Source organism: Ruminiclostridium josui JCM 17888 (assembly GCF_000526495.1).
Classification (GTDB): Bacteria; Bacillota; Clostridia; order Acetivibrionales; family DSM-1351; genus Ruminiclostridium; species Ruminiclostridium josui.
The window spans coordinates 701,295-714,367 of record NZ_JAGE01000001.1 but is presented as its reverse complement, the minus strand read 5'-3'; the positions used below and the strand labels follow the sequence as shown (position 1 = coordinate 714,367).

Annotated in this window: 13 protein-coding genes; 10 read left to right on the top strand and 3 right to left on the bottom strand. The window is 37.7% G+C overall.

From position 1 onward, the window contains the following. Positions 1-17 precede the first annotated feature (17 nt). Together gatA and gatC are read right to left on the bottom strand one after the other, a co-directional pair. Complete coding sequence (gene gatA, locus K412_RS0103450; protein WP_024831818.1) at positions 18-1,478, bottom strand: Asp-tRNA(Asn)/Glu-tRNA(Gln) amidotransferase subunit GatA; 1,461 nt, start codon at positions 1,476-1,478, stop codon at positions 18-20. Positions 1,479-1,488: 10 nt separating this feature from the next. Continuing rightward, entirely contained in the window at positions 1,489-1,776 is a 288-nt protein-coding gene (gatC, locus tag K412_RS0103445) for an Asp-tRNA(Asn)/Glu-tRNA(Gln) amidotransferase subunit GatC (RefSeq protein WP_024831817.1), read from the bottom strand. Between the two features lie 572 nt (positions 1,777-2,348). Between gatC and K412_RS0103440 the strand changes: the two genes are divergently transcribed. The 9 genes from K412_RS0103440 (at position 2,349) to K412_RS0103400 (ending at position 11,251) form a co-directional block, all read left to right on the top strand. Then, entirely contained in the window at positions 2,349-3,443 is a 1,095-nt protein-coding gene (locus K412_RS0103440; RefSeq protein ID WP_024831816.1) for a class II glutamine amidotransferase, read from the top strand. Beyond that, positions 3,443-4,948, top strand: coding sequence for a glutamate synthase-related protein (locus K412_RS0103435; RefSeq protein WP_024831815.1), 1,506 nt, complete (start codon positions 3,443-3,445; stop codon positions 4,946-4,948). Before K412_RS0103440 ends, K412_RS0103435 begins: the two co-directional genes overlap by 1 nt. Positions 4,949-4,964: 16 nt before the next feature. After that, on the top strand, positions 4,965-5,396 hold the full coding sequence (locus K412_RS0103430) for a 4Fe-4S dicluster domain-containing protein (protein WP_014312452.1): 432 nt from the start codon (positions 4,965-4,967) through the stop codon (positions 5,394-5,396). 6 nt (positions 5,397-5,402) lie between these two features. Next, the gene (locus tag K412_RS0103425; protein ID WP_024831814.1) at positions 5,403-6,632 is read left to right on the top strand and encodes an NAD(P)/FAD-dependent oxidoreductase; all 1,230 of its coding nucleotides are present in this window, start codon (positions 5,403-5,405) and stop codon (positions 6,630-6,632) included. Between the two features lies 1 nt (position 6,633). Then, complete coding sequence (locus tag K412_RS0103420) at positions 6,634-7,353, top strand: GltB/FmdC/FwdC-like GXGXG domain-containing protein (RefSeq protein WP_024831813.1); 720 nt, start codon at positions 6,634-6,636, stop codon at positions 7,351-7,353. 50 nt (positions 7,354-7,403) lie between these two features. Beyond that, positions 7,404-8,729 carry a type I glutamate--ammonia ligase gene (gene glnA, locus K412_RS0103415; RefSeq protein ID WP_024831812.1) on the top strand — a complete coding sequence of 442 codons (1,326 nt, stop codon included), beginning with the start codon at positions 7,404-7,406 and terminating at the stop codon, positions 8,727-8,729. Between the two features lie 62 nt (positions 8,730-8,791). Next, positions 8,792-9,361: an ANTAR domain-containing response regulator gene (locus K412_RS0103410; RefSeq protein ID WP_024831811.1), complete on the top strand. Its 570-nt coding sequence runs from the start codon at positions 8,792-8,794 to the stop codon at positions 9,359-9,361. Between the two features lie 259 nt (positions 9,362-9,620). Next, on the top strand, positions 9,621-10,874 hold the full coding sequence (locus K412_RS0103405) for an ammonium transporter (RefSeq protein ID WP_024831810.1): 1,254 nt from the start codon (positions 9,621-9,623) through the stop codon (positions 10,872-10,874). Between the two features lie 38 nt (positions 10,875-10,912). After that, positions 10,913-11,251 carry a P-II family nitrogen regulator gene (locus K412_RS0103400; RefSeq protein ID WP_024831809.1) on the top strand — a complete coding sequence of 113 codons (339 nt, stop codon included), beginning with the start codon at positions 10,913-10,915 and terminating at the stop codon, positions 11,249-11,251. A gap of 71 nt (positions 11,252-11,322) precedes the next feature. On the opposite strand, the gene speB is transcribed toward K412_RS0103400, so the two are convergent. Beyond that, complete coding sequence (gene speB, locus K412_RS0103395; RefSeq protein WP_024831808.1) at positions 11,323-12,186, bottom strand: agmatinase; 864 nt, start codon at positions 12,184-12,186, stop codon at positions 11,323-11,325. Positions 12,187-12,386: 200 nt separating this feature from the next. Between speB and K412_RS0103390 the strand changes: the two genes are divergently transcribed. Continuing rightward, entirely contained in the window at positions 12,387-13,046 is a 660-nt protein-coding gene (locus K412_RS0103390; RefSeq protein ID WP_024831807.1) for a beta/alpha barrel domain-containing protein, read from the top strand. Positions 13,047-13,073: the final 27 nt, after the last annotated feature.

Genomic DNA, 13,073 nt, shown 5'->3' with positions numbered 1-13,073 from the left:
GCTATGCTCCTTTCTTGCTATATTGCGGGAACTCTGAACTTATCGGCAAATTCAGCCTCAAAATTCGCAGCAGCCCTGAATATATCTTTTTCTCCTAACGGCTTGCCTGTGAAGGAAAGACCTATAGGAAGCCCCTTTGAATCGTAGCCGCATGGGACAGATATAGAAGGAAGTCCGGCTATATTTACAGCAACAGTGTAAATATCTGCAAGATACATTGTAAGGGGATTATTTGTGTTCTGCCCTATTTTGAACGCGGTTTCAGGAGCAGTAGGGTGCAGAACCACATCATATTTTGAAAAAGCCTCATTAAAGCCATTACTTATTAATGTTCTAAGCTTGAGAGCTTTTTTGTAATAAGCATCGTAGTAACCTGAGGCAAGAGCGTAAGTTCCAAGAAGAATTCTTCTTTTAACTTCTTTTCCAAAGCCCTCAGCTCTAGATTTGCCGATTAGTTCATTAAAGGATTTGCAGTTGTCGGCTCTATAGCTGTACTTTACTCCGTCATACCTTGACAAATTGGAACTTGCTTCAGCAGAGGACATAAGATAGTAAGCAGGTACGGCGTGTTTCAATACCGGCATAGAGAACTCTTCTATTTTTGCACCCATACTCTCTAATTTGTCAATGGATTTATAAAGTGACTCCTTTACTTCGGCGTTTAGGCCTTCTGTCAGATATTCCTTAGGTAAACCAATCTTAAACCCTTTTATATCGCCTGAAACAGAAGAACTGTAGCTTGAATCCTTTTCGTATTTTAAGGAAGTAGCATCTTTGGAATCATTTCCGCAGATACTGTCCAGAATTATTGCACAATCCTCAACGGTTTTAGCTATGGGGCCAATCTGGTCAAAGGAGGATGCAAAAGCCACTAAACCATATCTTGAAACCAATCCATAAGTAGGTTTCATACCAACAACCCCACAAAAGGAGGCAGGCTGTCTTACTGAACCACCTGTATCAGAACCAAGAGAACCAAGGGCTAAAGAAGCAGATACACAGGCAGCAGAACCGCCTGAAGAACCACCGGGGACTCTTGTTAAGTCAAAGGGGTTTTTTGTTGTCTTAAATGCAGAATTTTCCGTAGAACCTCCCATGGCAAATTCATCCAAATTAGTTTTTCCAAGAATAACTGCATTGTCTGCCAGAAGCTTGCTTACTGCCGTTGCTGTATATGGGGAAACAAAGTCCTCAAGCATTTTTGAAGCACATGTAGTTTTTGTTCCTTCAATACATATGTTATCTTTTATACTTAGTGGAATACCTGTAAGCAAGGATGATTTACCGCTATCTATGATATTCTGTGCCTGTTGGGCATGTTCCAGAGCCATATCTTCAGTAACTGAAAGATAGGACCCTACTTTATCATCAAGTAAATTAATTCTGTCCAAATACATACGAGTGAGTTCTACAGCACTTATTTCTTTATTATCAAGAAGCCCCCTGGCTTCTTTAATGGTTAACTTGGTTATATCCATGAGGACCTCCTTATTCAATCATCTTAGGAATAGCAAAACAATTTTCCATAGTCTTTTTTGAATTTGACAGGATTTTTTCGGTTTCAAACGAGTCTCCGGGATTATCTTCCCTCAAATTATTAGTTACTCGGGATATATGTTCGGTTGCATCAATATGCTCTGTATCAATATTTTTAATAGTATCCATTAATCCTATAATATCTCGCATATCATCAGCCAATGACTGTATCTCACTATCATCAAGAGATAATTTTGCAAGATCCGCTATATATTTAATGTAATCATTAGAATCAGTCATTACGTACCTCCTCAATTTGCAATTTTCAATGTAAACTTAAGCTTTGCAAAAAGATAAAAAATTATATACTATATTATATAAATAAAAAAACTGTACCAAACAAACATTTAACTATTAACTATAAATGTTTGTTGACACAGCACCTTTGCTGCAATTAATTAATTTACAACCATTATAATATACGTCCTGCAAAAATGCAATACTTTTTCCAGAAAACATTTTTATAGATTAAACAAGCTTAATATCTACCTTTCCGTGACACTGCTATAGTTTTGCTGTTTTGTTGTATAAACTGGATACAAAAAGATTTTGCAGGATTGGAAATATAAAATTGCAAAAAAAGTATTGACGGATAATTATTTTCTTAGTAAAATACTCTTGAAGTTAAATTGCAGTTATGTCACATAAATTAAAAAAAAATAAACGAAGAACAATGGCGTTCTCATAGAAACCTGATTTTAGGGGTTTGTATGAGTACGCTTTTTTGTTACCCAAATATGTGACTGTTATTTTTATAAATATAGAAATTTATTGTTTTGATTTTTATTTTTTTAGTAAAGGAAGTGTACGACATGTTATTGAAAGAAGGTCAGGTAAGAATACCATCTGGTTGTGCAATTTCAGGAATGTTCAGCAGGGAAGGTAGACGCATCTCAGGTCAGGATATAGTAAAATCAATAGCGGTTATGCACGATCGCTCCAACGGCTTAGGAGGAGGATTTGCAGGCTATGGTATTTACCCTGAATATAAAGAACTTTATGCATTTCATGTATTCTTTGACAGTAATGAGGCAAGAGAAGATGCCGAAAGATTCATAAACAGACATTTTGATGTGGTCAATTTAAGCAGAATTCCTACAAGAAAACATCCAAGAATAACTGATGCTCCCCTTATATGGAGATATTTTGTATCACCTCTTCACAGCAAGCTTGAGGAAAGTCAGCTTGAGGAAAAGGAATATGTTGCAAGGTGTGTTATAAAGATAAACACAAGAATTGATGGTGCATATGTATTTTCCAGTGGTAAAAACATGGGAGTATTCAAAGCAGTAGGTTTTCCCGAGGATGTTGGAGAGTTCTATAAGCTTGAGGAATACGATGGTTACTGTTGGACTGCACATGGCAGATATCCTACAAATACTCCTGGCTGGTGGGGAGGAGCACATCCATTTTCACTTCTGGACTATACAATAGTACACAACGGAGAAATATCTTCATATGATGCCAACAGACGTTTTATGGAAATGTTCGGATACAAATGTTCCCTTCTTACTGATACAGAAGTAATAACATATATCTTCGATTATCTGAACAGAAGACAGGGTATATCCCTGGAAGATTGTGCATCCATAATAGCTGCTCCTTTTTGGTCTGAAATAGACAAAATGCCTCAGGATATGAAAGAGAAATTTACAGCAATAAGAAATGTTTATGCAAGTCTTCTTATAACAGGTCCTTTCTCAATAATATTGGGATATGAAGGCGGAATGATGGCGCTGAATGACAGATTGAAACTTCGCTCCATGGTTGCTGCAGAAAAAGGAGACCTTGTACTTGTAGCCAGCGAAGAGAGTGCTATCAGGATTATACATCCAGAGGTAGATAGAATCTGGAGCCCAAAAGGCGGAGAACCAGTAATTGCAACGTTATCAGGGGGTGAAATCTAATGGGAATTAATTATTTTACACCTCAATACGAGGTATGTAGAGATCCTAAGAAATGTATTAAATGTAAAGTATGTATGCGTCAGTGTGCCAATGAAGTACACAGCTATGACGAAGAACTTGATATGATGGTTGCTGATGACAGTAAGTGCGTGGACTGTCAGAGATGTGTTTCACTGTGTCCTACACGTGCACTGCGTATAACCAAATATAAGAATGAGTTTAAGGAAAATGCCAACTGGACACAGCAGCAAATAACAGAGATATATAAGCAGGCAAATACAGGTGGAGTTCTTTTGTCATCAATGGGTAACCCAGTTCCATATCCTATTTATTGGGATAAATTGCTGATAAATGCAAGTCAGGTTACCAATCCATCCATAGACCCATTGAGAGAACCTATGGAAACAAGGGTTCAGTTGGGCTCAAAGCCACAAAAATTGGAATTTGATGAGAATGGAAAGCTCAAGACAAAGATAGCACCTCACCTTGATTTAAAAGTACCTATCATGTTCTCGGCAATGTCATACGGCTCAATAAGCAGAAATGCTCATGAAAGTCTTGCAAGAGCAGCAGAAGAACTGGGAACCTACTATAATACCGGTGAAGGTGGTCTAAATGAAGACTTTTACAAGTACGGCAAAAACACAATAGTTCAGGTAGCTTCAGGAAGATTCGGTGTTCATGTGGGTTACTTAAGCGCAGGTGCCGCAATAGAAATAAAAATGGGTCAGGGAGCAAAACCTGGTATAGGCGGACACTTGCCAGGAGAAAAAGTTGGCGAGGATGTATCAAAAACCAGAATGATTCCGGTGGGAAGTGATGCAATATCACCTGCACCTCACCATGATATATATTCAATAGAAGATCTAAGACAGCTTGTATTTTCATTAAAGGAAGCAACTGCATATACCAAACCGGTTATAGTAAAGATAGCCGCAGTACACAATGTAGCTGCCATAGCATCAGGTATAGCCCGTTCCGGAGCAGATATCATTGCAATTGACGGATACAGAGGAGGAACAGGTGCAGCACCTACCAGAATCAGAGACAACGTGGGAATCCCAATAGAGCTTGCACTGGCCTCAGTTGATCAGAGATTGAGAGATGAAGGTATAAGAAACAATGTTTCGCTGGTAGTAGCAGGAAGCATAAGAAACAGCGGGGATATTGTAAAAGCCATCGCTCTTGGAGCAGACGCCGTGTATATCGGAACATCTGCGTTGATTGCTTTGGGCTGTCATGTATGCAGAAGCTGTCATGGCGGAAAATGTAACTGGGGTATAGCAACACAAAGACCTGATCTTGTTAAGAGACTTAACCCTGATATCGGATACAAACGCTTAATAAATCTTGTTCACGCATGGGATCATGAGATAAAGGAAATGCTCGGCGGCATGGGTATAAATGCAATCGAGAGTCTCAAAGGAAATCGTTTAATGCTCAGGGGAATAGGATTAAGTCAAAAAGAACTTGATATATTAGGCGTTATGCACGCCGGCGAATAAGGGGTGAAGATTTAAGATGAAAAAAATATATGTAAATGAAGACAGATGTTTGGGATGTCATCTTTGCGAATACTATTGTGCATTTGCACATAGCGGAAAGAAAGATATGGTAAAGGCTTTTTCGGGAGATTCGAAGCCACAGCCACGCTTGACAATTGAAGAGGGAGACAGCATTAATTTTGCCGTATCCTGCAGACATTGTGAAACACCTTTATGTGTGAAATCATGTATTACTGGAGCAATGCAGAAGGATGAAGACGGAAGAGTATTTGTTGATGAGTCAAGATGCGTGGGCTGCTATACTTGTATTCTTGTTTGTCCATATGGTTCGGTTATACCCGGAAAAGAAAAGGCCATTAAAAAGTGTGACCTGTGTATTGAGAGCGGAAAACCGGCTTGTGCAGAAAACTGCCCGAATTTAGCTATTGTATATGAGGAAAGGGGTTGATTTTAAGTGAAGTATGTGATTATTGGAAATTCAGCTGCTGCAATAGGTTGTGTCAGCGGAATCCGTAGTGTAGATGGGGAATCATCAATTACTTTGATATCGGATGAACCACATTTTACGTACTCCCGCCCGCTTATATCATATTGGTTAAAGGGCAAAGTAACTGATGACAAGATGTATTACAGAAGCAGTGATTTTTATGAAAAAAATAATTGTACTGCTATTTTAGGAAAGAAGGCAGTACAAATAGATACAGATGTAAAGAAAGTTGTGCTTGAGGATGGAAGTACTGTTGAATACGACAAGCTATTGGTAGCCACAGGATCATCACCGTTTGTACCTCCTGTTGAAGGCTTGAATGATGCTAAAAATGTTTTTACTTTTCTCAAGTGGGATAGTGCAAAGGGTGTAAAGGAAGCGGTAAATAGGGACTCAAAGGTTGTAATAATGGGTGCTGGTCTTATCGGATTAAAGGCTGCAGAAGGACTTCATGAAGTGTGCGAGGATATTACTGTTGTTGACCTTGCTGACAGAGTTCTTCCAAGTATTCTTGATGCAGCAGGTGCATCTATGGTACAGAAACATATAGAAAAAGAAGGAATAAAGTTTTTACTAAATGACGCTGCATCAGCAGTAAAAGAAAACACAGTAGTACTTAAATCCGGAAAAGAATTGCCATATGACGTTTTGATAGTAGCAGTTGGCGTAAGGCCAAACACTGGATTGGTCAAGGATGCCGGAGGAGAAGTAAACAGGGGGATTGTTACAGATAACCGTCAGGAAACAACATTGAAAGACATATATGCCGCTGGTGATTGCACTGAAAGCTTAGACATTTGCACAGGACAGAGCAAGATACTTGCACTTCTTCCAAATGCATATTTCCAGGGTGAAACAGCCGGAATAAATATGGCTGGCGGAAATCAAACCTTTGATACTGCAATGCCCATGAATGCCATAGGTTTCTTTGGTTTACACATGTTAACTGCGGGAGCTATGGAAGGTGAATGTTACGAAGAAATTAATGAAAATAACTATAAAAGAATGTTTTTCTCAGATGGGCTGCTAAAAGGTTTTATACTTATAGGGGAAATAGACAGAGCAGGGATTTATACTTCACTGATACGAGAAAAAATCCCGATGGATGAGATTGACAGCAATTTATTAAAAATGAATCCTCAGCTCATGGTGTTTGATAAAAAGGCTAGGATGCAGAAATTGGCGGGAGGGAAGTAATATGAGGATTACAGTTGGTGATACTTACTATACCGAAATTAATGAACAGATAAGAAATACCGCTGATAAAGAGATAATACTCGACGAGGTATATGGACAAAGATATATAGGCTGTGGAATTAAGGGAAAGACTATAACTATAAATGGTACTCCAGGAAATGCCCTGGGCTCATATATGGATGGCGCAGATGTAATAGTTAACGGTAATGCTCAGGATGCTACAGGAGATACAATGAATGAAGGGTCGATAATAATCCACGGTAACTGCGGTGACACCACAGGTTATGGTATGCGCGGCGGTAAAATCCTTATAAAGGGAAATGCTGGCTACCGTGTAGGAATACACATGAAAGAATACAAGGATCAAAAACCTGTTGTGGTAGTTGGAGGTAAAACCGGCGACTTTTTGGGCGAATATCAGGCAGGTGGAATAATCGTTGTACTTGGAATAGGTGTGGAAGGAATTCCGGTTGGTAATTTTTGTGGTACTGGAATGCATGGTGGTGCCATATACTTGAGATGTAATGATATTCCCCAGGGACTTCCTCCGCAGGTTTCTGCAACCTTTGCAACGGAAGAAGACAAAAAGCAGATTGATGGCATAGTAGAGGATTTTTGTAATAGTTTTGGATATGATAAAAAGGATATACTAAAATCAAATTTCATAAAGCTGACTGCAAATACCAAAAATCCGTATAAACAACTATATACACATAATTAATAATTGTGTAAAATACTAATAATAAGAAAGAAAAGGAAAGAGGTGGGAAAATGGCTACTAAGAACGATGTTTTGAAATTTATAGAGCAAAATGATGTTAAATTCATCAGACTGCAGTTTTCAGATATATTCGGCAGAATGAAAAATATAGCTATAAATTCACAACTACTTGAGAGAGCTCTTGATGAAGGGGTAATTTTTGATGCATCTGCCATTGCGGGATTTTCCGAGGTGGAATCGTCAGATATGCTGCTGTTTCCGGATCTCAATACATTTTCCATTATTCCATGGAGACCGCAGCATGGCAAGGTAGCAAGATTTATATGCGATATTAAGAATTATGATGGCTCACAGTTTATGGGAGACCCAAGATACATCTTAAAAAGATCTGCCGAAAAGGCAAAAAAACAAGGATATACGTTTAATATAGGTTCAGAGTGCGAATTTTTCCTTTTTAATATAGATGCTGATGGTATGCCTACAACAAAACCTCATGACTCAGCGGGTTATTTCGATGTTGCTCCTGCTGATTTAGGCGAAAATTGCAGAAGAGAAATTTGCATGGTCCTTGAAGATATGGGTTTTGAAACAGAGGCATCACATCATGAAAATGCAGCCGGACAGCATGAGGTTGATTTCAGGTACAGTGATGTTATGACTGCTGCTGACAGAATAATGACATTCAAAACAGTAGTCAAAATTGTTGCACAAAGAAACGGGCTTCATGCAACCTTTATGCCAAAACCAATATATAATGACTATGGCTCCGGTATGCACATAAACATGTCTCTGTTTAAAGACGGCAAAAACCTTTTTAGTGCAGGTGAAGACAGTAGGGATATATCCGACACCGCAAAAATGTTTGCGGCGGGTATATTGGAACATGTAAAGGGATTCACGGCAGTTGCAAATCCACTGGTAAACTCATACAAAAGGTTTGTACCCGGATTTGAGGCTCCTATTCATATTGCATGGTCTCATATGAACAGAAGTCCTCTTTTAAGAATTCCTGCACCAAAGGGTGAAGCAACCAGAATAGAATTAAGGAGTCCTGACCCATCCTGTAATCCGTATCTTACATTGGCACTGATTCTGGAAGCAGGCTTGGATGGATTGCAAAAGAAAATGGAAATACCTGAACCTGTTGATACTAATACTTATAACCTTTCTCCTGAACAGGAGAAAGAATTGAAGATACAACGACTTCCTTCTAATCTTTATTTAGCATTGGAAGAGATGAAAAAGGATACTTATATCAAGGAAGTTTTAGGAGAACACATATATTCAAAGTATATATCCGCTAAAGAACTTGAGTGGGCTAACTACAACAGTACAGTTCATCCTTGGGAGATAGATAATTACCTTACTGCATATTAATTGACAGATTACAGCAGTATAATTAGCTATAATTATTCCCCATTCAAATGGAGGTGATGCCAATGAGTGCAGGAGGGATTCTTATAGTATGCAGTAAGCCGGAGTTAATCAAAGAAATCAGAGCCCTCATGCTACAGCAGGGATATTCGTCTGCGGAATACTCGTTATCGGCAAGTGCTGCCAGACGTAAACTTGATTTTTTTGAACCTGAACTGATATTGGTTAATTCACCTTTACAGGATGAACTTGGAACTGATTTTATTTTAGATATTGCAGACAATACAGATGCAGGAATAGTAGTATTGGCTAAACATGAAAATCTTGAGGATATGCAGTATAAGCTTGAGAAAGTAGGAGCGTTAATACTGCCTAAGCCAATAAACAAAATGATTTTGTTACAAACAGCCAGATTTGCTGTTCAGTCTAGAAAGTCATTAGTGGGATTAAAAACTATAAACGAAGATCTTGAAAAGAAGATGAAGGATCGGAAGATTATAGAAAAAGCGAAATGGATTCTTGTAGAAAAGATGAATATGACAGAACCTCAAGCGCATAGATATATTCAGAAGAGAGCAATGGATACAAGAACATCACAGTTAAAAGTAGCTGAGGAAATTATTCAGAGTTTTTAAATAAATTACTTGAAATTATTAATATCAAATGGTAGTATTACTGCATATTATTAATCAATTTAATATCAAAAACAGCAATGAGGCTGCTTATAAATCAAAGTTTATAAATTTGATTTATTAAGTAGCTTTCTGTATTTTATAAGAGTTTTATATTAATTCATTCACAATGGCGTGTAAAAGAGGATAATTCTGTCTCTTTACATGCTTTTTTATTAAATATTTTTCAGTTTAATTTATAAAAATATGGGGGTAAAAAATTATGGGAAGTATTAACACTGGCGATACAGCCTTTATGTTGGTGTCAACTGCTTTAGTATTCTTTATGACACCGGGTTTAGCACTCTTTTATGGAGGAATGGTAAAAAGAAAAAATGTATTAAGTACTATTATGGCATCCTTTTTTATTGCAGGTCTTGCATCGGTACTCTGGGTAGCTATAGGGTATTCTTTGTCATTCGGAAAAGATTTTGGTGGAATCATAGGAAATTTTGACTGGGTATTTTTCAGAAATATGTCAAGTGAGCCGAATGCTGATTATGCAGGAACTATACCGCATACTTTATTTGCAGCTTTTCAAATGATGTTTGCAATAATAACACCGGCACTTATTACAGGTGCATTAGTTGAAAGAATGAAATTTTCATCACTGGTTCTTTTTATAACCTTGTGGTCATTAATCGTATATTACCCAATGGCTCATATGGTATGGGGCGTGGATGGATTTATAAGAAATCTCGGAGCTGTAGACTTTGCCGGAGGTAATGTAGTTCATATAAGTTCGGGTGTTTCAGGTTTGGTGGCAGCAATTATACTGGGTAAGAGAAAGGGCTATGGAATGACCTCGCATCAGCCCCACAATATACCTTTAGTGTTTATCGGTACAGCAGTTCTCTGGTTTGGATGGTTTGGTTTCAATGCTGGAAGTGCATTAGGAAGCGGAGAGTTAGCGGTTCATGCATTAATTACTACAAACACATCTGCTGCAATGGCTCTTCTGTCATGGATGGTAGTTGAGAAGATTACAAGAGGAAAGCCTACTATGCTGGGTGCAGCAACTGGAGCTGTTGTTGGTCTTGTTGCAATAACACCGGGAGCAGGTTTCGTACCTATTTGGGCATCACTGATAATAGGAGCCATTGTAAGTCCTATCTGCTACTTTTCAATGAGTATTATAAAACCAAAATTCGGGTATGATGATGCACTTGATGCTTTTGGATGCCATGGAATCGGCGGCATATGGGGCGGTATTGCAACTGGATTGTTTGCTAAATCCTCTATAAACTCAGCAGCACAGTGGGATGGACTCGTATTTGGAGACACAAGATTGTTTGTAGCACAGATAATAAGTATAGCAGTAACAATAGCTTTTGCTGTAGTAGGAACAGTAGTTATTATGTTTGTAGTTAAATTAATTATGAAGGAAATCAGAGTTGCTCCTAGAGAAGAGTCTGAGGGACTTGACATATCACAACATGGTGAATCAGCATATCCTTCATTTACTGGAATGGATTAATGAAAGAATAATTATCATGTATTGAGGGAGGGTATAACATGAAAAAAATAGAGGCAATTATCAGACCGTCAAAACTGGAAGAACTAAAGGAAGCCCTATTGGCAATTGATATAGACGGCATAACCATTACACAGGTAATGGGTGCAGGAAAGCAAATGGGATGGAAAGAATATTATAGAGGAACAGAGGTATCCTTAAATATACTTCCAAAAGTAAAGCTTGAATTAGTAGCAGCTGATGAAAAGGTTGAGCTGATAGTAGATACTATAGTTAAGTACTCTCAGACAGGTGAGGTAGGAGACGGCAAAATATTCATATTTGATCTTGAGGATTGTATCCGTATTAGAACAAAAGAAAGAGGAGAAAAAGCATTGTAAACCTTTATACTATAAGAAAAGAACCCGTTATCTAGATTTTAGGAATAACGGGTTCTTAATATTTGCAATATTTATAAATTCTGCATTGTAAGAATTACTTCCCTTAAAACTTTACATGCAACAGCAGTAGAAGCACCGCTATGATCATAATGTGGTGACAGCTCAACTACATCTGCACCTATTATATTTAATGTGGATATTTTCTTAAGTGCATTTATCAATTCAAGGAATGTAACTCCTCCTGCTTCAGGAGTACCTGTTCCTGAGAATATGGAAGGATCAAGAACATCCAAATCTATTGTAAGATAAATCGGAAAAGTACCTATTTGAGACACAGCATTTGAAAGTGTATCAAAATTATGAAGACAAAGATTGGTATGACCATCCTTAGCCCAATAAAATTCCTCACGTGTTCCGCTTCTTATACCAAACTGATAGATGCGATTGTCTCCCAAAATATCCCATGCTCTTCTTATAACTGTTGAGTGTGATAAAGGTTCTCCAATGTATTCTTCTCTCAAATCAGTATGTGCATCAAAATGAATGATTCTGAGCTCAGGATATATTTTTGCAGCCTGTTCAATTGAAGGTAGTGATACAAGATGTTCTCCGCCAATCATAAGAGGTTTTTTACCATTTTCAAAGATTAACCGTGATGTTTGAGATATCATTTCTAAAGCCTTATTTGGTGAACCAAAGGGAAGATCAAGGTCACCGTAATCATGAATTTTATAGTCGGAAATATCGGCATCAAAGTAAGGACTGTATGTTTCAAGACCAATAGAATCAATTCTCATGGCAGAAGGGGCAAATCTTGTGCCGGGCCTGAATGTGGTTGTACCATCGAAGGGAGCTCCGAAAATTACAATATCTGAGTCATCAAAGCAACTTTCACATCCAAGGAAATTTGTTGGAAGAGTATTCTTATTTATCATAAATTAAACTCCTTATTATTATTTTTAATAATAGACGAATATAATTCTACCATGACTGGTTTGAATTACAATACCTAAATAAATTATGGGAATGTCGGTATACTAGTCTATAATTTTTTAGTATACTATTACGTGAACAAAGTATGCAATTTATGTAAAAAGGTTATTATAGTACCAGATATTTAATGGAGGATAATGGGATGTTCATACCGGAAATTGAAGGTAACTTGCGAAAGCATATGGTAAAAATACCTGAAATTATAAATCAAGCCAGCGGAATAAATATTTTTGGAAAAAATATAAAGTCTTTACTGTTTTCAACTGATGTTGCTATAATAAAGAATTGCAATGCCCATGCAGTTATTGCAGTGTATCCTTTTACACCGCAGCCAATAATTACTCATGCCATTATAACTGCATCAGATATCCCCGTGTTTTGCGGAGTAGGGGGAGGAACCACAACCGGTAAAAGAGTTGTAAATATTGCAATGGATGCTGAATTTCAAGGTGCAATAGGAGTTGTTGTAAACGCTCCCACACCAAATGAAATTATAAGACAGTTAAATATGAAGATAGATATTCCTATTGTAGTTACCGTCGCGTCTGAAAAAACAGATATACAAGGCAGACTGAATGCGGGAGCATCCATTCTTAATGTATCATGTGCTGGGAAAACACCTGCAGTTGTAAAGGAAATTCGCAAGAACTTTCCTGAGGTACCCATAATTGCAACGGGAGGACCCACAGTAGATAGTATAAGAGAGACAATAGAAGCAGGAGCAAACACCATTACCTATACACCGCCTACAAGTGCAGAGCTGTTTAAAAATCTAATGAATAAATACAGAGAAGAGCTATAGGTTTAGGACTAAAATACAGTATATATT